This is a genomic window from Alphaproteobacteria bacterium, assembly GCA_040220875.1.
Classification (GTDB): Bacteria; Pseudomonadota; Alphaproteobacteria; order JAVJVX01; family JAVJVX01; genus JAVJVX01.
Genome location: JAVJVX010000005.1, coordinates 318,003 through 342,144, shown reverse-complemented (window position 1 = coordinate 342,144; position 24,142 = coordinate 318,003). Strand labels below are relative to the sequence as shown.

At 66.3% G+C, this 24,142-nt stretch carries 21 protein-coding genes and 1 tRNA gene; 10 read left to right on the top strand and 12 right to left on the bottom strand.

Annotated features, from left to right (window positions below):
• Positions 1–52: 52 nt before the first annotated feature.
• Entirely contained in the window at positions 53–1,720 is a 1,668-nt protein-coding gene (locus RLQ26_03885; GenBank protein MEQ9087861.1) for an SEL1-like repeat protein, read from the bottom strand.
• 50 nt (positions 1,721–1,770) lie between these two features.
• The gene (locus tag RLQ26_03880) at positions 1,771–2,427 is read right to left on the bottom strand and encodes a hypothetical protein (GenBank protein MEQ9087860.1); all 657 of its coding nucleotides are present in this window, start codon (positions 2,425–2,427) and stop codon (positions 1,771–1,773) included.
• 395 nt (positions 2,428–2,822) lie between these two features.
• Here RLQ26_03880 and gmd point away from each other — a divergent pair, with 395 nt between their 5' ends.
• The 4 genes from gmd to RLQ26_03860 all read left to right on the top strand — a co-directional run bounded on the left by gmd (position 2,823) and on the right by RLQ26_03860 (position 5,908).
• A complete protein-coding gene (gmd, locus tag RLQ26_03875) occupies positions 2,823–3,896 on the top strand; it encodes a GDP-mannose 4,6-dehydratase (GenBank protein MEQ9087859.1) in 1,074 nt (357 codons plus the stop codon).
• An 18-nt stretch (positions 3,897–3,914) separates the two neighbouring features.
• On the top strand, positions 3,915–4,868 hold the full coding sequence (locus RLQ26_03870; GenBank protein ID MEQ9087858.1) for a GDP-L-fucose synthase: 954 nt from the start codon (positions 3,915–3,917) through the stop codon (positions 4,866–4,868).
• 74 nt (positions 4,869–4,942) lie between these two features.
• Positions 4,943–5,016 (top strand) — tRNA-Gln (locus RLQ26_03865).
• Between the two features lie 58 nt (positions 5,017–5,074).
• The gene (locus RLQ26_03860; protein ID MEQ9087857.1) at positions 5,075–5,908 is read left to right on the top strand and encodes a glutathione S-transferase family protein; all 834 of its coding nucleotides are present in this window, start codon (positions 5,075–5,077) and stop codon (positions 5,906–5,908) included.
• On the opposite strand, the gene RLQ26_03855 is transcribed toward RLQ26_03860, so the two are convergent.
• A complete protein-coding gene (locus RLQ26_03855; protein ID MEQ9087856.1) occupies positions 5,905–6,927 on the bottom strand; it encodes an NADP-dependent oxidoreductase in 1,023 nt (340 codons plus the stop codon). The genes RLQ26_03860 and RLQ26_03855 overlap by 4 nt on opposite strands.
• A 170-nt stretch (positions 6,928–7,097) precedes the next feature.
• On the opposite strand from RLQ26_03855, the gene RLQ26_03850 reads away from it, so the two are divergent.
• A complete protein-coding gene (locus RLQ26_03850; protein MEQ9087855.1) occupies positions 7,098–8,225 on the top strand; it encodes an LLM class flavin-dependent oxidoreductase in 1,128 nt (375 codons plus the stop codon).
• 33 nt (positions 8,226–8,258) lie between these two features.
• Here the strand turns inward: RLQ26_03850 and RLQ26_03845 are convergent, their stop codons facing one another.
• The 3 genes from RLQ26_03845 to RLQ26_03835 are packed head-to-tail and all read right to left on the bottom strand — an operon-like array spanning position 8,259 to position 11,065.
• Positions 8,259–9,038, bottom strand: a complete 780-nt coding sequence (locus tag RLQ26_03845; protein ID MEQ9087854.1) for a class III extradiol ring-cleavage dioxygenase — start codon at positions 9,036–9,038, stop codon at positions 8,259–8,261.
• 8 nt (positions 9,039–9,046) lie between these two features.
• Positions 9,047–10,060, bottom strand: coding sequence for a glutathione S-transferase family protein (locus RLQ26_03840; GenBank protein MEQ9087853.1), 1,014 nt, complete (start codon positions 10,058–10,060; stop codon positions 9,047–9,049).
• Between the two features lie 18 nt (positions 10,061–10,078).
• Positions 10,079–11,065 carry a glutathione S-transferase family protein gene (locus tag RLQ26_03835; GenBank protein MEQ9087852.1) on the bottom strand — a complete coding sequence of 329 codons (987 nt, stop codon included), beginning with the start codon at positions 11,063–11,065 and terminating at the stop codon, positions 10,079–10,081.
• Positions 11,066–11,382: 317 nt separating this feature from the next.
• Between RLQ26_03835 and RLQ26_03830 the strand changes: the two genes are divergently transcribed.
• Positions 11,383–12,342 carry an SGNH/GDSL hydrolase family protein gene (locus tag RLQ26_03830; protein MEQ9087851.1) on the top strand — a complete coding sequence of 320 codons (960 nt, stop codon included), beginning with the start codon at positions 11,383–11,385 and terminating at the stop codon, positions 12,340–12,342.
• On the opposite strand, the gene RLQ26_03825 is transcribed toward RLQ26_03830, so the two are convergent.
• The 4 genes from RLQ26_03825 to RLQ26_03810 form a co-directional block, all read right to left on the bottom strand.
• A complete protein-coding gene (locus RLQ26_03825; GenBank protein ID MEQ9087850.1) occupies positions 12,339–14,414 on the bottom strand; it encodes a hypothetical protein in 2,076 nt (691 codons plus the stop codon). The two genes, RLQ26_03830 and RLQ26_03825, sit on opposite strands and share 4 nt — an antisense overlap.
• A 3-nt stretch (positions 14,415–14,417) precedes the next feature.
• On the bottom strand, positions 14,418–17,174 hold the full coding sequence (locus RLQ26_03820; protein ID MEQ9087849.1) for a DUF4159 domain-containing protein: 2,757 nt from the start codon (positions 17,172–17,174) through the stop codon (positions 14,418–14,420).
• A 7-nt stretch (positions 17,175–17,181) separates the two neighbouring features.
• Complete coding sequence (locus RLQ26_03815) at positions 17,182–18,066, bottom strand: DUF58 domain-containing protein (GenBank protein MEQ9087848.1); 885 nt, start codon at positions 18,064–18,066, stop codon at positions 17,182–17,184.
• 77 nt (positions 18,067–18,143) lie between these two features.
• On the bottom strand, positions 18,144–19,160 hold the full coding sequence (locus tag RLQ26_03810) for a MoxR family ATPase (protein ID MEQ9087847.1): 1,017 nt from the start codon (positions 19,158–19,160) through the stop codon (positions 18,144–18,146).
• 328 nt (positions 19,161–19,488) lie between these two features.
• On the opposite strand from RLQ26_03810, the gene RLQ26_03805 reads away from it, so the two are divergent.
• From RLQ26_03805 to RLQ26_03795, 3 genes are read left to right on the top strand one after another with little or no spacing between them, the layout of a single operon-like run.
• Entirely contained in the window at positions 19,489–20,214 is a 726-nt protein-coding gene (locus RLQ26_03805; protein ID MEQ9087846.1) for a CoA pyrophosphatase, read from the top strand.
• A 46-nt stretch (positions 20,215–20,260) separates the two neighbouring features.
• A complete protein-coding gene (locus tag RLQ26_03800) occupies positions 20,261–20,560 on the top strand; it encodes a hypothetical protein (protein ID MEQ9087845.1) in 300 nt (99 codons plus the stop codon).
• Positions 20,557–21,858: a CCA tRNA nucleotidyltransferase gene (locus tag RLQ26_03795; GenBank protein MEQ9087844.1), complete on the top strand. Its 1,302-nt coding sequence runs from the start codon at positions 20,557–20,559 to the stop codon at positions 21,856–21,858. The genes RLQ26_03800 and RLQ26_03795 overlap by 4 nt, the downstream gene beginning before the upstream one ends.
• On the opposite strand, the gene hemF is transcribed toward RLQ26_03795, so the two are convergent.
• Positions 21,855–22,757 carry an oxygen-dependent coproporphyrinogen oxidase gene (gene hemF / locus RLQ26_03790; GenBank protein ID MEQ9087843.1) on the bottom strand — a complete coding sequence of 301 codons (903 nt, stop codon included), beginning with the start codon at positions 22,755–22,757 and terminating at the stop codon, positions 21,855–21,857. The two genes, RLQ26_03795 and hemF, sit on opposite strands and share 4 nt — an antisense overlap.
• A gap of 20 nt (positions 22,758–22,777) precedes the next feature.
• Positions 22,778–23,245, bottom strand: coding sequence for a tRNA (cytidine(34)-2'-O)-methyltransferase (locus tag RLQ26_03785; protein MEQ9087842.1), 468 nt, complete (start codon positions 23,243–23,245; stop codon positions 22,778–22,780).
• A gap of 330 nt (positions 23,246–23,575) precedes the next feature.
• Between RLQ26_03785 and petA the strand changes: the two genes are divergently transcribed.
• Complete coding sequence (gene petA / locus RLQ26_03780) at positions 23,576–24,133, top strand: ubiquinol-cytochrome c reductase iron-sulfur subunit (protein ID MEQ9087841.1); 558 nt, start codon at positions 23,576–23,578, stop codon at positions 24,131–24,133.
• Positions 24,134–24,142: the final 9 nt, after the last annotated feature.

Sequence of the window (24,142 nt, the reverse complement as noted above, 5' to 3'; positions counted from 1 at the left end):
GGCAAGACTGACGTGCGGCAAGGCTGAGGCAACCGGCCGGAATTGACGCTGGTCAGTCGGGCGCGCTCCCGCTGTCCTCGGGTGGTGCCACGCCGCTTACGGCACGCAGATGGGTCAAGAGGGCGGGCGAGATTTCGCCGGTTTCGGGCAGGCCCGCATAGCCCTGATAGGTGCGGATGGCCGCGCGGGTTTCTTCCGTCATTCTGCCATCCACCGGCCCGGGTGATATGCGCAGCCGGTCGAGCAGTTGTTCGGTCTCGAGCACTGAATCCTTTTCGCCGTCGTTTTCAACGCCATTCCCGCCAATTTCGTTTTGGGGGAGGAAGGTCGTGCTCCACCGGCTGACCCGAGCCTCGGCCCGCTCCCGGCCTGCCGCGTCCAACCGGCCGGAGGCCAGCCCGGCGCCTGCTACGGCCGCCTGATTGCCGGCGAGGGCCGCCAGGCTGAACCAGACATAGGCATCCTCGGGCGCGGCTGGCGTGCCGAGACCGTCGAGATAGACATGCCCAAGCGCCAGTGCCGCGTCCGCGTGTCCCTTCCGGGCGGTGCGCTCCAGCACGTCCACCGCGCTGCCCAGACTTTCGGGGTCGGTCGCGTTGGCCAGCGCCATCAGTGCGAGGGCGACGCTGGCCTGTGGCTGGCCGTCACGCGCTGCCTCGCGCAGCCACGCGAGAATGCGGCCCTGGCCGGCCGGCGCGGGCTGCTCACCGGCCGCTTCGTTGTTGCCCGCCATCTGGGCGTGCAGGACCGCAAGATTATACTTCGCGTCGCGGCTGCCGTGTTCGATGCCGACCCTGAACCACTCGTCGGCGCTGGCATAATCCAGTTCGACCCCGAGCCCCCTGGCATACATGACACCGAGCGCGACCGCGGCCCAGCTATCCCCGATCCGGGCGGTTCGGGTCAGGACGGGCAAGGGCATATCCGCCATTTCCGGTGGCAGGGGCGTGAAGGACAGGCTGGCCGGATCGGCCAGCCGGGACAACTCGGCCGGCAGCGATTGCGTCTCGATCGAGAGGGTGGCGCGCATCTCGTCATTCCCGAGCCGATCGGACACGAAGCTCGAATAGACCCAAAATCCGATCCCGGCCGAAGCGAGGAGGCTGGTGACTAGAAACAGATACCGCGTCCCGTCCGGACGTTCGCCGGTCTCGACCGAAGCCCGGACGCGGCCCTCGTCGGGCCGCGCGTGCTCCTCGATCTCGGCCGGCCCGGAATTGCTGAAATACTCGAAGCGCTTTTCGAGCGACATGTGCCGGCGGCTTGTCCGCGCGGCTTCCATGCGTCCCCGTCCCGCCACCCGGGGTGCCCGGTCAACCGCCGATGCGGCTGCTTCGTCAGGCCGCTCTGCGTTCCGAACGTCATTCTCGCGGCCGGGGTCCGGCGAAAGCCCGGTCCGCGTGGGAGGTGCAGCCTCCTCTTCCAGTATCGCGCCGGGAAAGGAAGTCTCTTTTTGACCGGACGCTGGCGGCGCGCCTTCCTTGTCAAGCTGTGCCTCGATCCGGGCGAGCGCGGCTTCGAGCGGCTGGACCGCCGAGCGGATCCGGTTTTCCGATCTCGCGAGCCGGCCGCTCAACAGATCGAGGGCGCGGATCAGCTCATCGACCTTGCTGAGATCACCCGATCCGTAAGCGGGTTCGGGCAGCCCGCCCTGCTGGGAGCGGCCTGGATCGGCCCATGCCCGACGGTCCGGGTCCTGGGGTTTGTCATTTTCAACCAAGCCTGCCCCCGAGAAATCGTCACCTTGCGCTGCACCGGACGATGCCGGCGTCAGCGCCTCCGGCGACGGCCGAACAGGCCGCGGCCCGACTCGCCCTGAGAGTTCTTGCTCTCCACCGGGCCGTCCTCCCCTTCTTCCAGTTTCTGAAGCCGTTCGGCGAGGCGCGTGACCGCCCGCTCCAGACCCGGGTTGGGGCTTCCCGACGCCTTGCTTGCCTCGAGACGCTGACTCAACTCATTCACTTTTTCCGCGATCGGCTCGATTGCTTCGGCTGTCCGGACTTCGGTCTCGTCGATGCGCTGGACCAGGCGCTGGATGCTCTCTGCGAGGGCTGCCGGCAGCGGCGCCGGCGGCTGGGGCGGTTGGGGCGGTTGGGGCGTCTGCGGCGGGCTCTCGCCTCGCGCATAATATCCCGGCTCGTACTGGCCACTCCATTGGCCCGCCCACTGGTTCGGCCCCTGATGAGGGTCGGACTGACCGTAGGGCGGGGTCATGCCGCCCGCCTGGCTCGCCGGCGGCGCGTCGCGCTTGAGCTGAACTGCGGCGGTGGAAAGGATCGTCTGGGACAGCCACGCGCCGAGCGGCGCCCCGGCCTTGCGCGCAGCCAGCTTGGCCGCTTCGCGGGCTTCGGGGAGGACGCCCTTGACGCTCCAGGGAACGTGGCGGTGGGTCGTGTCCCGACCCGGTTTCTTGTAACCTCCGGTCATACTTTTCCGCGAACGCCTCCAGTCGGTTCTACTGAGTTGCTATTCGCACCGTTTCTTCAATTCGTTACATTGCGCGCGCGTTTTTTGGCGGCGGGCCGGCCGGCCACCTCGCCAAAGTCCGGTATGGCGCCGGTAAATTCTCTTGCTCAGTAGTCATACCCGCCTGCCGACCACTGTTCAGCGCAGTTAACATTGTTTTTCATGCCGGAATAAAGCCCCTTTTGTCAGAGTTTTGCCCGGCAGGCGGATATTCCTTTCCCTGGCATGCCGCCTTTGTCGGGCGGGGAAACGGGATGCAATGGGGCAAGGGATCGGGTAGCGTGCGCGGGCTGTCGGCCAAACGGCCGGGTCAGCGGCGGTTTGCGGCCATTAACGGGGTATATCTGCGGGCGGGAATGACAGACAAAATCGCACTCATTACCGGCGTGACCGGGCAGGACGGCGCCTTGCTGGCGGAACTGCTGCTCGCCAAGGGCTACGAGGTTCACGGCGTAAAGCGCCGCTCCTCCTCCTTCAACAGCGCCCGGGTCGACCATCTCTATCACGACCCCCATGAGCGGCCGACGCGCTTTTTCATGCATTACGGCGATCTGACCGATGCCACCAATCTGATCCGGCTCATTCAGGAAACCCGGCCCGGGGAAATTTACAACCTGGCCGCCCAGAGTCATGTGCAGGTGAGCTTCGAGACTCCTGAATACACGGCCAATGCCGATGCGCTCGGGACGCTCCGTCTGCTCGAGGCGATTCGGATCCTCGACATGAAGGACAGTGTCCGGTTCTACCAGGCCTCGACCTCGGAGATGTTCGGCAAGGTCGCGGAGGTGCCGCAGACCGAAAAAACGCCTTTCTATCCCCGCAGCCCCTATGGCGCGGCGAAGCTTTACGCCTACTGGATCACCGTGAATTACCGCGAGGCCTACGGCTTTCACGCCTCGAACGGGATACTTTTCAATCACGAGGGACCGACGCGCGGCGAAACTTTCGTCACCCGCAAGATCACGCGCGCGGTCGCGGCCATCAGGCTCGGTCTGCAGGACGTGCTTTATCTCGGCAATCTGGACGCCGAACGCGACTGGGGCCATGCGCGCGACTTCGTGGCAGGCATGTGGCTGATGCTGCAACAGGACGTACCCGACGATTACGTTCTGGCGACGGGCGAAAAACATTCGGTTCGCGAATTCGTCGAACTGGCCTTCGCCGAGACCGGCCGGCATATCGAATGGCAGGGAAAGGGCGTGGACGAAACCGGCCGCGACGCCGAGACGGGAGAGGTGCTGGTCCGGATCGATCCGCGCTATTTTCGCCCGACCGAAGTGGAACTGCTGCTGGGCGATCCGGCGAAGGCCCGCCAGGTGCTCGGTTGGCAGCACACGACGCCCTTTGCGGAACTTGTGGCTGAGATGGTGGCCTCGGATCTCGAGGTCGTCGCGCAGGAGAAGAAGCGCCAAAATCGCGAAGGCCAGTAGGCCGGGGTGGATCCAGCCATGGCAGCCGTTCCCTATCCCCTGAGTGGAAAGAAAATCTGGGTGGCCGGCCATCGTGGCATGGTGGGCAGTGCCGTCTGCCGGCGCCTCGCGCAGGAAGACTGCGAAATCGCCACCGTCGGCCGTGAGACGGTGGATTTGCGCCGGCAGGCCGAAGTTGAGGCATGGATGCGGGCCGAGAAGCCGGAGGCGGTTTTCCTCACGGCGGCGACTGTGGGCGGCATTCTCGCCAACGACTCGCGGCCGGCCGATTTTCTGTATGACAACCTGGCCATCGAGGCGAATGTCATTCACGCCGCCTTCGAAACGGGTGTCGAAAAGCTCCTCTTTCTGGGAAGCAGTTGCATCTATCCGCGCCTCGCCCCCCAGCCCATGGCGGAGGATGCGCTCCTGACCGGACCGCTCGAGCCCACCAACCAATGGTACGCGATCGCGAAAATCTCGGGGATCATGCTGTGCCAGGCCTATCGGCGCCAGCATGGCTGCGATTTCATCTCGGCGATGCCGACCAATCTGTACGGGCCCGGGGACAATTTCGACCCCGAAGGCAGTCACGTCATTCCCGGCCTCATGCGCCGCATTCACGAGGCGAAGCTGAAAAATGCGCCCAGCGTCACGATTTGGGGCAGCGGGACACCGAGGCGGGAATTTCTATACGTCGATGACCTGGCCGATGCGCTGGTGCAGCTGATGACCCGATATACGGATGAGCCACATATCAATGTGGGTACCGGGCAGGACATCTCGATCGCCGAACTGGCACGGACCATCGCGGTCGTCGTCGGCTATGAGGGAGAGTTTACCTTCGATCGCTCCAAACCGGATGGCGCGCCGCGCAAGCTGCTCGATGTCGCCCGCATCAGGGGGCTTGGCTGGACGCCCCGGACGGGGCTCGAGTCAGGGCTGGGTGCCGCCTATGACTGGTATCTCGGACACCTCGAAAAGACACGGTGACCGGCTCCGAATTTGATGCTGCCTGCACGTTGCGGCAGGCGGCAGTTCTGCGTAATGTGGCGCCCGATCCCCGTTGGGGCGTAGCCAAGCGGTAAGGCATCGGGTTTTGATCCCGTGATCGCAGGTTCGAATCCTGCCGCCCCAGCCAATTGTTGCGGGCGGCGTGATCAGGCCCGCCAGGCAGCGCACCGAGGCGCCGGAGCCGGATGACTCTCACCCTTTACGAATTTTCCCCGTCGCTGAATTCGGGTGTGGCGCGTCTCGCGCTCCGGGAAAAGGGGCTCGAATACGAGGCCAGGCCCCTTAACCTGCTGGCGTTGGACCATCTCGAGCCGGGCTACGTGCGGCTCAACAGCCGGGCCGTGGTGCCGACGCTGGTGGATGGGGGCGAGATCGTGCGCGACATTGTTCGCATTCTCCGATATCTCGATCGCCGCGCGCCCGAGCCGCCGCTTTTTCCGAAGACTGAATCGACGGACCGGGAAGAGTGGATCCGGCGCTTCGAGGCGACTGACTGGGAGGGCGTCGCCTGGCAACTGGCTTCCCCGGCAAGACGGCTTGTCATGCGCCGCTTTCGCCAGTTGCGGCGCATCAAGCTGGGGCGGATGATGCGTGATGCCCCGGTCCTGCGCGACGCCTATGCCCGGCGGCTGGCCGAGCTGGCCGGGGACGGGAGCGACAGCGCCCGCGCCACGGCCGCAGCGGCCGGGTTTGAGAAGCTGCGGGATGATCTGCGGGCGCTTGACGCGCATCTCGCCCGGGATGGCCGCCGGTTCGTTGCGGGCGATGAATATTCGGCCGCCGACCTCCTCTGGACGGTCGGCCTGTTTCATCTCGACAGCGTCAAGCGGGGGCGTTTCTGGCGGGACGGGAAGAACGGTGCCGGCCTCACCGCGCTCGATGCGTACTACGCCCGGCTGAAGAACCGGCCGAGCTTCGTCCCCGCCCTGGCGCGACCGGGCGAGATGCGCCGGCTCGTTCCCCTGGTCGCGGGGGCACTTCCGGTTCTGCTTTTCGGCGACTGGCTGATCGAGCCCTAGAGCGCGGGCGGGGAAATTTCCAGGACGGATTTGCCGAAGTTCTCGCCCGTGAACATGCGCTTCATGGCAGCGGCCGCGTTTTCGATTCCTCGGGTCAGATCCTCGCGATGATGCAGCTTGCCCGCGCGCACCCATCGGCCGAGGCGCGGATAGGCCTCGTGAAACTGGTCCTTGAAGTCAAAAACGATAAACCCCTCCATGCGCGCACGATTGCGCAGCAGCGAGAGGGTGTTGCGCACGCCGTAGCCGGGGCCGGTATTATTATATTGCGAAATCATGCCGCACACGACGACGCGGGCCCCCTGGTTGAGGGTCATCAGCGCCGCGTCCAGAATCTCGCCGCCGACGTTATCGTAATAAATATCGACCCCGTCCGGCGCTGCGCCCTTGATATCGGCCGCGAGATCCTTTGACTCGCGATAATTGATGGCGGCATCGAAGCCAAGCTCGTCCGTCAGCCAGGCGCATTTTTCGGCTGAGCCCGCGAGACCGATGGTACGGCAATCCATAAGCTGGCCAATCTGGCCCACGAGAGAGCCGACCGCGCCGGCGGCCGCCGAGATCAGCACCGTGTCGCCCGGCCGCGCCGCGCCGATCTTGAGCAGGCCGAAATAGGCAGTCAGCCCCGGCATGCCCAGCGCATTGAGCCAGGCCGGCAGCGGCGCGAGGGCCGGGTTGGCCTTGTGCAGCCCCTCCCCGCGTGTCACCGCGTAATCCTGAATGCCGAGCCAGCCAACGACGAATTCCCCGGCCTCAAAGCCGGCGCGCCGGCTTTCGATCACCTGGCCCAGGGACAGGGCGCGCATCACGTCACCGAGCGGCACCGGATCGACATAGGTCCGGTGCGGGCGAAGCCAACCCCGCATGCCCGGGTCGATCGAGACATAATGGACCTTCACCAGCAATTCGCCGTCGCCGATGACCGGCACAGGGCTCTCAACCACCTCGAAATTCGATTCGTCGATCATCCCCTCGGGGCGTGATTTCAACAGTAGCTGGCGGTTTTTCTGAGCGGTCATGAATATCCTCCGGAAAGGCTCGGGACAAAAAGGCTGCCCGGCCATCGATACCCGATTAGGGGCCTGAATCCAATTCCCGGCTCCGTTCCGGGTGTCCTGCGGCTCAATTGCGCCGCCCGGCCAAATTGGACATAGTTGATCCCGGTCAACACGCAGACGGGGAGCGAAACATGACCATGGCCGAGGCGACACCGGGGCGGGGGCTTGAATTTGCCACTTATGTCGAGATTCAGTCGCCGCCGGGCGCCGACCATGCACGGCTGATCCACGATATTGTCGCCCTGGGCGTGCATGCCGACCAGATCGGGTTTGACACATTCACCATTCTCGAACATCCGTTTCATGAAAGATTCGCGCTCAACGCCGCGCCTCTCGCACTCTTCTGCACGCTTGCCGAGAAAACTCGCCGTCTGCGATTCCGTTGTCTGTGCCACACCCTGCCGCTGCACAACCCGATGGTTCTGGCAGGCGAGATCGCGCAAGCGGATATTCTGACGCGAGGCCGGATCGAGGTGGGTGTCGGGCGTGGCCATGCCTGGCTGTGCGAGGACGCCAATATCGTGATGGAGGAGAGCGTCCCGCGCTTTCAGGAGGGTCTCGAGATCTTGCTGCGCGGCTGGACCAACGAGCGCTTCAGCTTCGAGGGCGAGTATTACACCTGCAAGGACCTCTCGATCGTGCCGCGGCCCTATCAGAAACCGCACCCGCCCATCTTCATTGTCGGAACCAGCAGCAAATGGTTCCGACTGGCGGCCGAGCGCGGCTGGGGCACGAATATTGGCGGCCCGGCACCGGATTTCGTCTTTCAGGAAGCGGCCGATACCTATCTCAGCGCCTGCGCCGAATTCGGCACGAGGCCCCATCTGGGTTATGGCAAGGCCGTATTTTTGGCGGAGGACGAAGCGACCGCCATGCGCGAAGCGCGGGAATGGGCACTCAATTTCATCGCCTTCAATGTCTCCCCCTTCGAGCGCCTCAAGCGCGAGACCGAAGCGGAAAAGGAGCGGCTGCGCAACGCGGGCTACGCATTCTATGCCGAGGATGATTTCCCCAATCTCGCCAAGCTGTCCTTTGAGGAGCTGGTCGAGAACGACATCGTTTATGTCGGCACCCCGCGGACGGTGACGGAAAAATTTCTCGATCTCTACGACCGTTTCCGATTCCAGGAACTCGTACTGATCCCGCATTACGGCGGCATGCCGCGTTGGCAGGCGATCCGCAATCAGGAACTGTTCGCCCGCGAGATCATGCCGGTCCTGAGGGAAGAAATCGATCCGGTGGCAGAGGCGGCGCAGTAGCGCCGCCCGATGCCGCCCGATGATGTGCCTGCCTCAGTCGAAGGCGAACGACGCCAGGTTCATCATGCCCCAGCTAAACGAATTGTGGAGCGTGCGGCCCTTCGGTGATGCGCCAGCGGCCATGGCGACGACGAGCGGCAGGAAATGCTCGTCCGACGGGTGGTTGCGATCGGCCGCCGGCCCATGGCGGCGAAAATGGGCGACCGCCTCCAGGTCGCCGGCCTGCACCCTGTCTTCCAGCCAGGCCGCGAAATCGGCAACATAATCGGGCGGCGGCGAATCCGGCGGATAGAGGCCGAACTCGCGCAGATTGTGGGTCGCGGTTCCGCTGCCAAGGATCAGGATGCCATCGTCGCGAAACCGGGCGAGGGCGCGGCCGAGCGCAATATGGTGATCGGGGCCGAGCGGACTCGAGACCGAGAGTTGCAGGCAGGGAATATCGGCTTCGGGGTACATCAGAACGAGGGGCGTCCAGGCGCCGTGATCGAGACCGCGCTGCGGGTCCACATCGCAGGACATGCCGGCGGCGGCGAGGGCGCCCGCGATCTCGATAGCGAGTTCCGGCGCGCCGGGCGGCTCGTAACGGATCTCGTAAAGCGCCCGGGGGAAGCCGTAGAAATCGTAGATCGTCGCCGGGTGCTCGGCGCCGCTCACGGCCGGGCGATACGTGTCCCAATGGGCCGAGATGCAGATCACCGCGCGGGGGCGGCCGAGTGTCTTGCCGAAGCCGGCAAGAAAATCATAGCCGGGGCCTTTTTCCAGAATGAAGGCGGGCGAGCCGTGGCTCACGAAGATGCTCGGGAATCTGTTCATGGGTTCTGTTACCGGGACTCGAGGGCTGTGCCCCGCCGCGCCGAAAGCCGGGCGACCGGCCGGGCGGGCAGGCGGTGGCGGTCATGGGGCAGGGTGAAGTCGAGGGCCGGGCCCTTGGGGATGGTGCCGAAGGGATTTCGAGGGCCCTTGCGCCAATAGCCGAGCTTGATATGGGCCAGGTTGACGGTCTCGGACATGCCGGGGACCTGGTAAAGCTCGCGGGTATAGGGCCAAAGATTGGCGTAATCGATCAGCCGGCGTTTGTTGCACTTGAAAGCGCCGTGATAGGCGGCATCGAACCTGACGAGCGTCGGGAAAAGCCGCCAATCCGCCTCGGTCAGCCGGCTGCCGGCGAGATAGCGCTGATCGGCCAGCCGCGCGTCGAGAAGGTCGAGCGCCTCGAACACGTCCCCGTAGCCCGATTCATAGGCGTCCTGCGAGGTCGCGAATCCTGCCCGATACACGCCGTTGTTGACGTTTTCGTAAACATAGGCGTTGAGCCGGTCGATCTCGGCGCGTTCCGCTTCGGGGTAATAATCGTCGTCCACGTCGGTGAGGGCCTGAAAGGCGTCGTTGAACATGCGGATGATTTCGGACGATTCGTTGTTGACCGCCGTCTGCTGCCGGGTGTCCCAAAGGAGCGGCACGGTAAAGCGCCCGGCATACTCCGGATCGGCCTTCAGATAGGCCTCACGCAGATGAGTAAACCCGTTCACCCGGTCTTCCGTCGTGCCCGCTTCGCCACCCCCCGACGGCCCGCCAAACCTCCAGCCCAGATCGGTCCGCTGCGGGCGCGTCACGGAAAGGCCGATCACATCCTCGAGCCCTTTCAGCCTGCGCATGATCAGCGCCCGGTGGGCCCAGGGGCAGTTCATCGCGACATACAGGTGATAGCGGCCTTTCTCTGCCTTGAAGCCGCCAGCGCCGTCAGGTGTCACCCAATGGCGGATCTTCGAGTCCCTGCGCACAAAGGCGCCCTCGGGCGCGCGGTCGCGTGTTGTCCTGTCGACGGGGGCGGTCATCTGGCGTGAAGCGTCCCGTCACTCGGCCGCGAGCGGCACGGAATCGCGGTCATGCGGCTCGTCCAGCCGGTTTTCGGGGCCGAGCGGAATGATCACCGGCTTGCCGAACCAGGCGCCGTCAAGCGAGTAGTACATGCGCTTGAAATCCTCGATCGGTGCCAGCTCCCTGATGCCGGGCATCTGGTACAGCTCGCGCAGGTAGTTCATCAGGTTGGGGTAGTCGAGTATCCGGCGCAAATTGGTCTTGAAGTAGCCGTAATAAGCAAAATCGAACCTGAGCAGGGTCGGAAAAAGCCGCCAGTCCGCTTCGGTGATCCGGTTGCCGACGAGGTAGCGCTGCCGGCCGAGCCGCGCCTCGAGATCGTCCAGCGTCTCAAACAATTGGTTGAATGCCTCCTCGTAGGCTTCCTGCGTGGTCGCAAAGCCGCATTTGTAAACGCCGTTGTTTATCCGGTCATAGGTGATGGCGTTGATCTCATCGATCTCCTTGCGCAGTGCCTTGGGATAAAGGTCAATCGACGCATCGCCAAACGTGTCGAACTCGCTGTTGAGCATGCGCATGATCTCGGACGATTCGTTATTGACGATGGTTTCGGTCTTTCGGTCCCAGAGGATCGGTACCGTGGCCTTGCCGTTGCATTTCGGATCGGCGCGCAGGTAGAGGTGATAGAGCGCCTTGGCGCCGTAAAACGGATCAGGCTCCCAGCCATCTGCCGGCTGTTCCGGAAAATACCATCCGTCGGCCGACATTTCCGGTACCAGCCGGGTCACGCCGATCACATCCTCGAGCTTCTTGAGGCGGCGCGCGATCAGGGTGCGGTGCGCCCAGGGGCAGCCCGTCACGACGTAAAGATGGTAGCGGCCCGCCTCGGGCGCGAACGCGCTCGACCCGTCCGCCTTCACCCAGTCGCGAAAGACACTGTCGCGGCGCACGAATTTGCCGCCCGTCTTGTCAGTGTCGTGGTGGTCGCCGCTGTGCCAGACGCCGTCGATCATCAAACCCATTGTTGCCTCCTGCCCGGTTTCGCGGGAATTGTCTCGCGGGGCCCGGGTTGCCGCGCGCCGGGATCCGCCCACGGAGATCAGTATAGGGGCCGGCCCGGACAAAAAAACCCGCTCTGACCGGTTTTCCGGCCGGGCGGCGGCGGGAACAGAAAAATCCCGCCAAATCCGGTCCCTAGCGTGGCGCGAAGCGCGGATGATAGATTGTCCGGCGCCGCTGTACCCGCGCGGCAGCGGGTAAAACCGGGAAACGGGAACCGGGAGTGCGGACGGCGGGGTCAATGGGGACAGTGACAAAGGGGACAATGACAAAGGGGACAATGACAAAAATCGCGAAGAAGCTTGCCTTCTATCTGGTCCTTGGGGCGCTGCTGGTCTCCCCCCTGATCCTGGCCGAGCTGATCCTGCGCCAGATCGGGCTGGGCGAGCCGGTGCTTTACGAGACCAACGCGGCCTATCGCTACGCGCCACGGCCCGATCAGCGCATGCAGCGCCGGCGCGATGCCTGGATCACAATCAACGAATCGGGCCTGCGCAGCACCGAGGCCTGGCGCGGGGCGGCGGGGACGAAAATTCTTTTCGTCGGCGACAGCGTCACCTGGAGCGGAACAAATATTGACGATAGTGGTACGTTTCCCGAACGCGTCTGCACCCTGATCGAGTCCGAGACGGGGGAGGACGCTGTTTGCGGCAATGCCGGGGTCAACGGCTATGGCGTCGACAACATGGTCAAGCGCTTGCGCTATGGCGGCTTTGCGGACGCGGATGCGATCGTGGCCGTGGTGTTGCCGGGCGATTTGAAGCGGGCCGAGGCGTCATTCCAGGGAGGCCCCTGGATGACACGCCCGCCGCCGGGGCCGTTCCCGGCCCTGTGGGAGCTTGCGACCCATATCGGCTACAACATCATGAATGGCTTGCGTGGTGCCGTCCATCGGGACGACCGGTTCGATATTCCGGTCGGACGGGAAAGCATGAACGACCTCATCGGGGTTCTTCGCCGGGCCACGGCCGCGGGCAAGACAGTGCTGCTGGTCCTCAGTCCTTATGAAATGGAGCTCGCCGGCGAGGCGTACAGGCTGACGCCCGTCGCCGATACGGCGATGAAGCATTCCGGCCTCCCGTATCTCGACATGCGTCCGGCGATGCGGAAGGCGGCGGAAGAGACGGCCGAGGTCGACGGCCCGCTTTATGTCGACGGCGTGCATCTCGATTATCGGGGTCACGAAATTTACGGCCGCGAAATCGGCCGCCGCCTGATCGGTCTCGGTCTCGGGCGCTAGCGGCTTTCGCGCCACCAGGCGCCGGCAAGGCCGGCAAGGACGAAGGCGAGGACAAGAAACACCGGCAGGAGGGGCACGCGGGTCACACCGAGAATGCGCTGGCCGCGATTGTCCCGGAGCCCGATCCAGTCGGACCCGGACAGGTCGCGTCCCGCCGATACGCGGCGGACGGACGGCGGAGGCGCGTCCTGTCCGACCGCATATATCCCGCCGCCGGTTGCCGCGGCGATGGGATCCAGGTGGCGGCGCGTCGTACTCACTTCGGAAAATTCGCGGGCGTTCAGCGTGCCGACACCTGCAATGGCCGATCGCTCGCCATCGGTCAGCCGGTACAATCCGGCTTCCGTCACCTTGAGCCGTGCCGTCTCCGCCCCGCTCTCGCGCTGACCGAGCGGCACGGCGGTTGTCTCGCCCGACGGGCTCGTAACGGTGACGGGCGTGTCGGCCGGCGCCAGCGTGTGACGCTCGATCCTGAGCTCCGTATTGCCCCCCGTGCCCTCGGCCCGGGCACGCAAGGCATTCTCCTCGAGCTCTGGTTCCTTCATCAGCCAGTGGGCCACGCGCTTGAGAAATTCGCCGTGCGGCCCGCCGCCATCGAACCCCTTGGCCCAAAGCCAGACATGATCGCTCATGACCTGGGCGACCCGACCCGCGCCGCGCCGGTCGAGGACGAGGAGGGGGCGCCCCTCGACGCCTGCGAGCAACACCTGTCCGCCCGTGACCTCGGCCGCGATCTGGCGCGACCAGTTGCCCCAGTCGCGTCCTTCATTGGCGGAAAGTTTCGCCGTGACCGGGTGGCGCTTTCCGGTTTCGGTCAGCTTTGGCCGAAAGCTTTGTTCGATCACCTGGCCCGTGGGCTGGGCCGGCAGGATCCGTCCGATGGGCGTGCGCGCCAGGCTGAGCCCGCCAGCGAAACTCGGCCCCGCGGCGACCAGGAGCGCGCCGCCCTGCTCCACGAAATCGACGATGTTGTGAATGTAGAGGCGGGGCAGCAGGCCGCGCTGGCGATAGCGATCGAAGATGATGAGATCGAACTCGCTCAGCCGTTCCTGGAACAGCTCGCGAATCGGAAACGGAATGAGGGCGAGCTCCGCAACGGGAGTGCCATCCTGCTTTTCGGGCGGCCGCAGGATCGTGAAATGGATCAGGTCCACAGACGGGTCGGCCTTGAGGGTGTTGCGCCAGACCCGCTCGCCCACATGGGGCTCGCCCGATACCAGCAGCACCCTGAGCCGGTCCCGCACGCCGTTGACCAAGAGCGCCGCCCGGTTGTTCTGCAGTGTCAGCTCCGTCGGACCGGCCGCGACCTCGATTTCCACCAGTGATTCGCCGGGCCGGTCCAGCGTAAAGCTGAGTGTCTCGTCCTTGCCGGTCATTACCTGGCGCTCGAGAGCCGCCTCGCCATTGACCGACAGCATGAGCCGTGCGGGCCGGGCCTGTCCGCCTGCCGGGTCTTCGATCCGCACGGTCAGTTCAAGAGTGCGACCGACGATGCCGTAGCGCGGCACGCTCTGGATGACAAGCCGGCGGTCGCCGGCGTCAAGCCGGCCGGTCAAGAGGACATGGACCGGATAGGCGAGCGCGGCTGCTCCTTCCGTTATCGCGGGTACGTCATGTACCTGGCCATCGGTGATCGCCACGACTCCCGCCACCCGGTCGGCCGGCACGTCGATGAGCGCGTTTTCGATCGCCGAGAAAAGCCGCGTCTCGCTGTCACCGCGCCCGCCGACGCGCCGCACGCGAACCTCCAGATCCTCAAGCGCGCCGAGCCGCGCCTCCAGGTTTTTGAGGGCCGCTTCCGCCGTTTCGCGGCGGTCCTCCAGTCCCTGGCTCGGGCTTTCGTCGAGAACGACAAGCGCGACATCGGAGAGTGCCTCGCTTTTTTCGTGCACGATGCCCGGATTGGCGAGGACCAGCATCACCACGCCCAGTGCGCCGGCGCGCCACCAGATGCCGCGCGCGGAGATGGCGATCCCGGCGAGCACCATGAGTACGGCCAGCCCGGCGAGGGTCGCCCAGTAGGGCCATGGCAGGAGCGGCGCGAAATCCAGCCCGGTCGAAAATGTCTCCACAGCTTACTCCCCGATCCGGCCGAGCAACGCGCGGACATGAACCTGATCGGCTTTGTAGTTGCCGGTCAGCGCATGCATCATCAGGTTGACCCCGAAGCGGTAGGCAATCTCGCGCTGGCGCTCGCCGCCCGGCACGACGGGATACAGGGGGCGCCCTGTGTCCGAAATTGCCCAGGCGGCGGCCCAATCGTGCCCGCCGACGACGACGGAGGTCACATGGTCGGTCGCCGCATCGCCCTGGCCCTCGACCCAGATGCGACCCTCTGCCCAGCGCCCGGGAAAATCGTCGAGGATGTAGAAGGCCCGGTGCAGGACGTGGTCGTCCGGAATGGCAACGAGCGCCGGCAGATCGAGCCGGCGGAGCAGGGCGCGCAAGCGCTCGGCCACGCGCCGGTCCGCGCCGCCCGCCATGTCCGGCGCCGCCTCGCGCGTGTCAAACAGGATCAGGCCCCCGGTCCGGAGATATTGCCGGATCCGATTGAGCTGGGGCGTTGTCAGCGCCGGCATCTCGGCGGTCACGACCCAGTAAAGAAGCGGGTAGAAAATCAGATCGTCTTCCAGCGTCAGCGCGGCCGGCGCCGCCAGCTCCGTGGCCGTGCGGGCGTTGAGTGCACGGGTCAGCCCCGCGAGACCGGCGGCAGTGCGCTGGTCGAGTGCCGGATCGCCCGTGCCGATATAGGCAAGACGCGTCGTGTTAGCTGCCTCCCTGGCCGAGATGTCGGCAGCCGGCAGGGGTGTCGCCATGCCCGCCCAGAGAATGAGCGGCAGCAGGACCAGGGCAGCGCTGTCTCTGCCGGGCCGTCCGAGCGACCAGAGGCGCGGTCCAAGGCCGCGCAGATAAAAGCCGAGCGCCGTGTCGATCAGCAGCAGGACGAGCGCGAAACTCAGAAGTAGCGGTTTCAGATCGCGTTCATGCGCCCCCCCGTAACCCGCGTGTGTGAGCCCGGCCTCTCTGGGCTCGAGAGGCGCGAGCGAGCCGATGGCGGGACCGAGGTTGAGCGCACGCCGGTAGTCCGGCGTACCGTAATAACCGGGCGGCTGGCCGGGCCGCACGGTCGCATCCTCGAAGGGCGGGGCGATCGACGTGGCGTGTGCGGCCCCCTGGGTCAGCCGGCCGAAACCGTCCATGACCTCGAGTGGCGCCAGCGCCGCCGTCGCCTCACCGGGTTTGCCCTGGCCCAGCGCCAGGACACGGCGCAGCATGTTGACGAAAACACCAGACAGGGCGAGATCCGACCAGGCGGGATCGGCCGTGGTGTGCACCAGGATGATCCAACCCCTGCCACGGGCTTCGGCTGTGACGAGCGGCGTGCCGTCCTCGAGCCGCGCCCAGGTCTTGCCTGCGAGATCCAGCGAGGGCTCGGCCAGGACCTGCCGGCGCACGCGCACGTCGTCGGGCGCCGTCAGGCCATAGAACGGGCTTGTGTCGTCGAAGGGCGCGAGGGCCATGGCGTCGGACCAAGACATCACGCCGCCAAGGGCGCGACCGCCGCTTCGGAGCTCGACGGGCAAGAGATCGTCCTCTGCGTCCGAGGTGCGCGGCCCAGAAAACCGCAGCAAGACGCCGCCCCCCGCGACCCAGGCGCCGATGCGCCGGGCGACTTCCTGGCCGGGCAGGCTCGCATCCGCCAGGACCATGACCGAGGGTGCGTCTTCGAGAAGTTCGTTCAGCCCGGACAGCTTCGTGTCGGCATAGGGCGCGAGGGCCGTCTCCAGATAGAACAGCGGCTCGAGCAGGTTGGGGCCGTCCGCCGTATTCGCCGGCCGCACCAGCCCCACGGTGCGCCGCGCCCATCGTTCGTCAAGCAGCACTGTGGCGCCCGCCCCCGTCTCGCCGGCGATTTCAAAACGTACCAGCTTGTTGCGAAGTTCGGCCGGCAGGGTCACCTCCGCTTCCGCGGTGGCCATGTCCGGCGCAAAGCTCAGCAGGGTGCGGGAGAGCACCTCGCCATAGGCGCCAAGCCCCTGAACGAAAATCTGTTCCGCCATGGGCGCCGGGGCGCGGCGGGCCCTGAGGGTAAAGCCCTCGGCCCGCAAGTCGGGCGGCACCAGGAGATGGGCCGTCCCCGCTTCGCCGGCGCTCTTCCGGCGTGGCGCGCGCAGGCGGATCTCGCCGCTGTGAGGCAGGGCGTCGAGGGCGGCGACGAGCGCGGCCGTATCGTCCGCCGCTGTCGCGAGTCCATCGCTCAGCCACTCGATCCGCGCGCCCTCGGGGAAGGCGCCTTCGCTCAGGGCCGCGATGGCGCGCTGCCGGTCTGCCGGCCAGGGCTTGGGCGCCAGCGCGGCAACGGCCGATTGCGCTTCTTCCGCGCTCATCAGGCGGGGGGAAGGGACCTGGCCGTCGCGCTCGGGCGCGGTGGTGGCCAGCATGACCGGACGGTCGTCGCGCCGGGCCTGGTCCACGAGCTGCTTGAGCGTGGCGGAGATTTCCGACCAGACCGGCCCGGCGGCCCAGCCGTCATCGACCAGCAGGACCAACGTCCCGCCCTCGGCGACCCGCGTCTGGGGGGTATGGACCGGCCCGGCCAGGGCAAGAATCAGGACGGCTGCCGCGAGCGCGCGAAATACCAGCAGCCACCAGGGCGACCGCGCCGGGGTCTGTTCGTCACGCTTGAGGCCGCGCAAAAGTCGGGCGGCCGGAAAGGACACGTGGCGCGGGGCCGGCGGTGTCGCGCGCACGAGAAACCAGATGGCCGGAATAAGCGCCAGGGCGGCCAGCACCCAAGGCGCAAGGAAGGCGAAGGGGCCGAGCGTCAGCATGCGCCGTTCACCCGTCCCGGTGCAGCGACAGGGCGCTGTACAAATCGAGCAGGGCGGCTTCCGGCGAGGAGTCGGTGCGGTGGATGTGGAAGGTGCCCCCCAGGCGCCGGGCGGTCTCGGCCAGGAACAGTCTGCGGGTCCGCATGCGTTCGATATAGGCCGCGCGCACCGAATCGACGCGATTGATCAGCACGGTGCCTTCCCCCTCGAGGCCCTCGAAACGGATGCGGCCCGAAAAGGGCAGCGATTCCTCCGCCGGATCGACGATCAGCAACAGGTGCAGTTGCGCGTTCCAGCCCGCATATCGTTTGAGATCCGCCTCGATCTCGGCTGTGGGTCCGAGGAAATCGCCCAAAAGAATGACGCGGGCGAAACGCGGCAAATGCGGCGGCCGGGGCATCTCGCCGGCCATCGTCCCGGATCTTTCGGCCGCAAGGGCGAGGCTCAGGCGCTCCAGCCCGGGCGCCCCGCCCAGCGTGGTTTCATCGGTTCCAAGCAGTCCGACCTGCTCTTCGCCGCGTACCAGCAGGGATGCGAGTGCGAGGAGCAGGAGTTCGGCGCGCTCACGCTTGAGCGGCAGCCCGCGGCGCGAGCGATAAACCATGGAGGGGGAGGCGTCCCGCCAGAGCCAGACCCGCGCTGCCGCCTCCCATTCGCGTTCACGCACGAAAACCGGGTCCGCCTTGGCGGAGCGCCGCCAGTCGATCCGGTGGACCGGATCGCCCGGTTCATAGGGGCGGAACTGCCAGAAGGTCGTGCCGGGGCCGACGCGGCGCCGGCCGTGAATGCCCTGTGCGACCGCGGTCGCCAGGCGCTCTGCCGCGACGGTGAGCGGGGGGAGCCTCGCCGCTACTCGTTCGGCCCGGGCCTGGCTCTCAAATGCCTGCGACATGACCGAAGTGGCCCCTTTCCGACCGCGTCATGGCCGGCCCGTCATCCGGCCGCCCGATCCGAAATGATCGTGCCATGCTATACGAGTCGCTCGCACTGCCGGTCGATGATCTGTTCGATCGTGATGCCCTCGGCCCTGGCGGCGAAATTGAGTGCCATCCGGTGCCGCAGGACGGGCCGCGCCAGCGCCACCACATCGTCGACCGATGGAGCGAGCCGCCCCTCAAGAAGGGCGCGCGCCCGTGTCGCGAGCATCAGCGCCTGGCTGGCACGGGGGCCGGGCCCCCAGGAAACGTTGTCGCGGACGATATCGAGATCCGAATCGTCGGGCCGGCCCGCCCGGACAAGGGCGAGGATGGCGTCAACCACCGAATCTCCCACGGGCAGCCGGCGAACGAACTGCTGGGCTGTGATCAGCTCGTCCGGGGTCATGGCCGCGGCCGCGCTCACATCGCGCATGCCGGTCGTAGCCGCCAGCATCCGGCGTTCAGCCGCGATATCGGGATAGGTCACGTCGACCTGAAGCAGGAACCGGTCGAGCTGCGCTTCCGGCAGGGGGTATGTGCCTTCCTGCTCAAGCGGGTTCTGGGTCGCCAGCACGTGAAACGGGCTTGGCAGCATGTGAGGGTGTCCGGCGACGGAGACGCGCTTCTCCTGCATCGCCTGCAGGAGCGCCGATTGCGTGCGCGGACTGGCGCGGTTGATCTCGTCCGCCATCAGGAGCTGGGTGAACACGGGACCCTCGATGAACCGGAACGAGCGCCGCCCGTGCTCGGACTCCTCGAGCACCTCGGAGCCCAGGATATCGGCCGGCATGAGGTCGGGCGTGCACTGCACGCGCTTGGTCTCGAGGCCGAACACGGAGCCCAGCGTCTCGACGAGGCGGGTCTTGCCCAGCCCGGGGACACCGATCAGGAGGGCATGCCCGCCGGACAGCAGCGTAATCAGGGTCTGGTCCACGACAGTATCCTGGCCGAAAATGACGGCGCGGATGCTTTCGCGCACTTCAATCAGGCGGCTCGCGAGTGCCTCGAGATCGGCGCGCGGGCCAGGCTCGCCCTCCTCAGGCGGCGTGGCGGAATCGGCAACAGTCAAAAGGCGGCTCCCTTGCAAAAATAGCCGGTCGCGAAAGCATTCCGGTGCCGGCTTCGGATGCCGGCCATGCTCGCCGTCACCTTATGGCAAAAATCTTTTGAAATCATGGCAACAAAGTGCCTTTCGGCGGGCACGCCGGCTGCCCTCGGCCGGCTCCCGCCGGGGCGCCGGGAAGGCACTGAATCGAAAACGGTATTTCTCGCCTTTTCCGACGCGGGCTTTCTCCGCGCTTGTATCATGGATCGTGGCCGGGCGGCAATTTGACGCGGGCCGGTGCCCGGCGCCGGATCACGGGTGCGCGATCGCTGGCAAAGGCCGCGGTTTTGTGATGACGTGGACCCCGTCGGCGGGGCAATCGGGCGGAACGGTGCGGGTGAAGGACAGGCTGGTCAAAAAACTGGAAGACTACCGCCCGAGCCGTCGGCGGGGCGCGACCACCTCGCCCCACGCGTTCGACCCGGTGCGCGGCGTGCCCGCCGCCCGGCCGTCACGGCCGGCTGCGGGCGTCCGCGCCGACGACGGCGTCTACCCGGTGCTTCGCGGGACGGTGCCGGTCGTCATGACCGACGCGGCGGTGCTGGTGCCCATCATTCTCCATGAGGACGAGATCACGGTTCTCCTGACACAGAGGGCAGCGCACCTCCCGGACCATGCGAGCCAGATCAGCTTCCCCGGCGGGCGCATCGGGGCGGCGGACGCGCGGCCCGAGGACGCGGCGCTGCGCGAGGCGGAAGAAGAGGTGGGGCTGGCTCGCGCCGGTGTGGAAGTGATCGGCCGGCTCGATCTCTATGAGACGGGGACCGGATTTTCGATCACCCCCGTCGTGGGGCTGATCGCCCCGCCGGTCGCCCTCACGCCCGACCCGCTCGAAGTCGCGGATATTTTCGAGGTGCCGCTCTCCTTCGTGACCGACCCGCGCAACCACAAACGCCACAGCGCCATTTTCAATGGGGTGGAGCGGCATTTCTGGGCGCTGCCTTTCGAAGACCGGTACATCTGGGGGGCCACGGCGGGTATGCTGGTCAATCTGAGTGAGGTGCTGAACGGGGATTGATCCCGATCAAGGCGCCCCCTCCCATTAAATGGGGAATGTCATTTCGATGCTCCGTATTCTGCTCACATATCTCGTGCCGCTCCTGCTGCCCACGGTCATTTACTTCATATGGGCGAACCGGCGCGCCCGGCGCCTCGCGGCCGATCCGGAGGCGGACGCGGCGCGCGAGATGGTACCGACGCCCTGGCTGCTCCTCGCCACGGCAGGCGTCGTGCTGCTGGCCTTGACGCTGGGGGCGATGGCGTTGCTTGGCGGCAGCGGGATCGAGGGCGAATATCATCCGCCGACTTTTCGCGATGGCCGGATAGAGCCGGGCCATGTGACACCGCCCGAGAGCGCGCCGTGAAGCCGTCAGGCCGGGTCGAGCTCGTCGGGCGCATGTCGGCGCGCCCGACCCAGAAAGTCCTGAAGGCGCTGACGGCCGAGGGCGCGGTGGCGCGTTTCGTGGGGGGCTGCGTGCGCGACGCCATACTCGGGCGCGAGGTCGCGGACATCGATCTCGCCACCGACGCGCGGCCCGAGGATGTCATGGAGCTTCTGTCGCGCGCCAGGATCCAGGCGCTGCCCATCGGACTCAAGCACGGGACGGTCACCGCGGTCCTGAAGCACTGGCAATTCGAGATCACGACCCTGCGCGTTGATGTCGAGACCTACGGCCGCCATGCCGATGTCGCCTTTACCGATGACTGGCTGGCCGACGCCTCGCGCCGCGATTTCACCATGAACGCCATGTATGCCGACGCTGACGGCACATTGTACGATCCTTTCGAGGGGCGCGAGGATATCCGGCGCGGTCATGTGCGGTTCGTCGGCGACGCGCGCCAGCGCATCGAGGAGGACCGCTTGCGTCTTCTGCGGTTCTTCCGTTTTTTCGCTCATTTCGGGCGCGTGCCGCCCGACGCCGAGACACTCGCGGCCTGCCGCCATTACGCGCCCGAGCTGACGGCGCTGTCGGCCGAGCGGGTGCGGGTCGAGCTTCTGAAGACGCTGGAAGCGCCGGACCCGGCCGATGCCTTCGCACTCATGCTGGAAAATCATGTTCTCGATGCGCTGCTGGGCGAGGCGACGCGCCTCGACCGGCTTGCGGCCATGCAACAGATCGAGCTTGCTGAAGCGCGCGACGTTCTCGAGGCGGGGGCGGGTGAGGGCAGGGTCCATGACGGGCTGCGGCGCCTGGCGGCGCTTCTGGAGGCTGATGGCGAAACCGCCCAGGACATTGCCGCCCGGCTGCGCCTCTCCCGGGCCGAGCGCGCGCGGCTGATCAACCTGTTGGCGCCGCCCGCCGTGTTCACTCCGCCCGATGACCCCAAGACCGATTTCCGCCCGGCCCTCTACCGGCTCGGCCGGGCACTCTTCGTTGATCTGGTGCTGATGGACTGGGCCACCCGGCTGGCGGCGGGCAGCGACCAGCAGCCGGTCGAGGGCGCCCATCGCGCCGCGCTGCACGCGGCGCGCAGATGGAAAAGCCGGGCACTTCCCGTCCAGGGGCGCGATGTGCTGGCACTCGGCATCCGGCCGGGGCCCGACGTCTCGCGTCTTCTGGCCAGGGTCGAGGACTGGTGGCTGGGCCAGGGGCTGCGCCCCGGCCGACGCAAGACGCTGCGCAAGCTTCGTGAACTGGCGGCGGAGGCCGGCAGCGGCTAGGGCCAGCGGACCTCGGGGGGCAGCGACATCAGGATCGCTTCCACATTGCCGCCCGTCATCAGCCCGAATTTCGTGCCCCGGTCGTAGAGAAGGTTGAATTCCACATAGCGCCCGCGGCGCTCGAGCTGGTGGGCGCGCTCGGCGTCGGTCCAGCTTTCATTCATGTGCCGGCGAACCAGTTTCGGGTAAATCTCGAGAAAGGCCCGCCCGACGTCGCGGGTAAAAGCGAGATCGGCCGCGAAGCCACCCCCGGGCTTGTCGGCCGAGTCCAGGTAATCGTAAAAAATCCCGCCCACGCCGCGCGGCTCGTTGCGGTGCTTCAGGAAGAAATACTCGTCGCACCAGGCCTTGAAACGGTCGTAGTAATCCGCGCCGTGCCGGTCGCAGGCGGATTTGAGGGCGGCATGAAACGCGCGCGTGTCGGCGTCGTCGGGGACCATCGGCGTCAGATCGGCCCCGCCGCCAAACCAGCCTTTGGTCGTCATGATATGGCGCGTGTTCATGTGCACCGCCGGCACCTTGGGCGAGCGCATATGGGCGACGAGCGAGATCCCGGCGGCCCAGAAGCGCGGATCTTCATCGGCGCCCGGTATCTCCTTGGCGAAGTCGGGCGAGAATTCTCCGTATACCTCGGAAAAATTGACACCCACCTTCTCGAAGACCCGGCCGCGCATGACCGACATCTCGCCGCCCCCCTGGTCCGGCTCGCCCGGCTTGGCCCGCTGCCAGGCGGTCCGTTCGAACCGGCCCGGCGCGAGATCGGCGCAGGTGCCCGAAAGTTCCGTCTCGATCGCCTCGAACTCGGCGCAGATCATGTCGCGCAATTCCCGGAACCAGCGGGCCGCCTGTTTTCTGGACGTCTCGTCGGCAGATGCGCCGGTGGCGGTATCTGGGGGCATCGGATTTCTCGTCTCTAGTGTCAAAAGCGCCAGTTGTTAAGCCCGCCAGTCTGGCGCAGGGCTTCCCCCAGCACCATGGCCGCGGCTGTCGCGACATTCAGCGAGCGCATATGCGGGGCCATCGGGACGGATATACGCGCTCCGGCCAGCTCATGCACGTGGTCGGGCACGCCGGCCGATTCGCGGCCCAGCAACAGGATATCCGTCTCGCGGAACCGGAAATCGGTATAGCCCGTCTCCGCCTGCGTTGTCAGCAATACGAGGCGGGCCGGCGGCCGGCAGGCATTGGCGTGAAAATGCGCCCAGCTCGAATGGCGGCGCCAGTCGACGTGGTCGAGATAATCCATTCCCGCCCGACGGAAGGCGGCGCTGCCGATCACGAAGCCGCATGGCTCGATCAGGTCGACGCCCACGCCGAGGCAGGCGCCGAGGCGCATCATCGCCCCCGCATTCTGGGGTATGTCCGGTTCGAAAAGGGCAAGACGCATGGGAATCCCCGCCGCCGGGCGGAGCCGCCCGGCCCGGCGCTTTTAGGGCCGGTTTCCTTCTCCCTCAAGCCTTTGCAAGGGAGCGCCTTTCGAGTATACCCTCCCCCGACTTCCCGGTCGCGACGAAGCGCGGCGGGGAAGGATAATCGGGGGGTTGCCAGCCTGAAACTGTCGGGAAACCGGGAAGAACCGTCAGGCACGAAGTCCCGGCCCCCGAGCGTTGCGACAGCGTGTCGCACAGATCGGCGGCCAGGGTTCCATATGGTATCCGGGCGCCGGGGACCGGGACGACAACAGAGTGGCTGACCTGTAACAAGGGGTGGAAGACACATGGCCGACCAAGCCAATCCCGCCGGGGACGCGCCGGGCGGAGAAGACCAGACCCGCCGGGACTTTCTGACGCTGACCGCCACCGCTTTCGGGGTCGCGGGCGCCGTAGCCGTCGCCTGGCCTTTCGTCGATTCGATGAACCCGGCGGCTGACGTGCTGGCGCTGGCCTCCATCGAGTTGGACCTGTCGGCAATCGAGCCGGGCCAGGCCATCACTGTGAAATGGCGCGGCAAGCCCGTTTTCATCCGCCATCGGACCGCCGGGGAAATCGAGGCAGCCCGGGCGGTTGCGGAAAGCGACCTGCCGGACCCCGAAGCGGACGCTGCTCGGGTGAAAAAACCCGAATGGCTCATCATGGTCGGCATCTGCACGCACCTCGGCTGCGTGCCGCTGGGCCAAAAGCCGGGCCAGCCCAAGGGGGAGTGGAACGGCTGGTTCTGCCCCTGCCACGGCTCTCACTACGACACCTCGGGGCGGGTGCGCAAAGGGCCGGCGCCAAAAAATCTTCTGGTGCCGGATTACAGCTTCGTTGAGGACACGCTGGTCAGGATCGGGTAGGGGCAGAGC

Coding starts and splice junctions, on each gene's coding strand:
- RLQ26_03870 (MEQ9087858.1), top strand. CDS start 3,915: ATGGCAGCCGTTCCCTATCCCCTGAGTGGAAAGAAAATCTGGGTGGCC.
- petA (MEQ9087841.1), top strand. CDS start 23,576: ATGGCCGACCAAGCCAATCCCGCCGGGGACGCGCCGGGCGGAGAAGAC.
- RLQ26_03860 (MEQ9087857.1), top strand. CDS start 5,075: ATGACTCTCACCCTTTACGAATTTTCCCCGTCGCTGAATTCGGGTGTG.
- RLQ26_03855 (MEQ9087856.1), bottom strand. CDS start 6,927: ATGACCGCTCAGAAAAACCGCCAGCTACTGTTGAAATCACGCCCCGAG.
- RLQ26_03840 (MEQ9087853.1), bottom strand. CDS start 10,060: ATGACCGCCCCCGTCGACAGGACAACACGCGACCGCGCGCCCGAGGGC.
- gmd (MEQ9087859.1), top strand. CDS start 2,823: ATGACAGACAAAATCGCACTCATTACCGGCGTGACCGGGCAGGACGGC.
- RLQ26_03850 (MEQ9087855.1), top strand. CDS start 7,098: ATGACCATGGCCGAGGCGACACCGGGGCGGGGGCTTGAATTTGCCACT.
- RLQ26_03805 (MEQ9087846.1), top strand. CDS start 19,489: ATGACGTGGACCCCGTCGGCGGGGCAATCGGGCGGAACGGTGCGGGTG.
- RLQ26_03835 (MEQ9087852.1), bottom strand. CDS start 11,065: ATGGGTTTGATGATCGACGGCGTCTGGCACAGCGGCGACCACCACGAC.
- RLQ26_03785 (MEQ9087842.1), bottom strand. CDS start 23,245: ATGCGTCTTGCCCTTTTCGAACCGGACATACCCCAGAATGCGGGGGCG.
- RLQ26_03880 (MEQ9087860.1), bottom strand. CDS start 2,427: ATGACCGGAGGTTACAAGAAACCGGGTCGGGACACGACCCACCGCCAC.
- RLQ26_03800 (MEQ9087845.1), top strand. CDS start 20,261: ATGCTCCGTATTCTGCTCACATATCTCGTGCCGCTCCTGCTGCCCACG.
- RLQ26_03830 (MEQ9087851.1), top strand. CDS start 11,383: ATGACAAAAATCGCGAAGAAGCTTGCCTTCTATCTGGTCCTTGGGGCG.
- RLQ26_03845 (MEQ9087854.1), bottom strand. CDS start 9,038: ATGAACAGATTCCCGAGCATCTTCGTGAGCCACGGCTCGCCCGCCTTC.
- RLQ26_03815 (MEQ9087848.1), bottom strand. CDS start 18,066: ATGTCGCAGGCATTTGAGAGCCAGGCCCGGGCCGAACGAGTAGCGGCG.
- RLQ26_03820 (MEQ9087849.1), bottom strand. CDS start 17,174: ATGCTGACGCTCGGCCCCTTCGCCTTCCTTGCGCCTTGGGTGCTGGCC.
- hemF (MEQ9087843.1), bottom strand. CDS start 22,757: ATGCCCCCAGATACCGCCACCGGCGCATCTGCCGACGAGACGTCCAGA.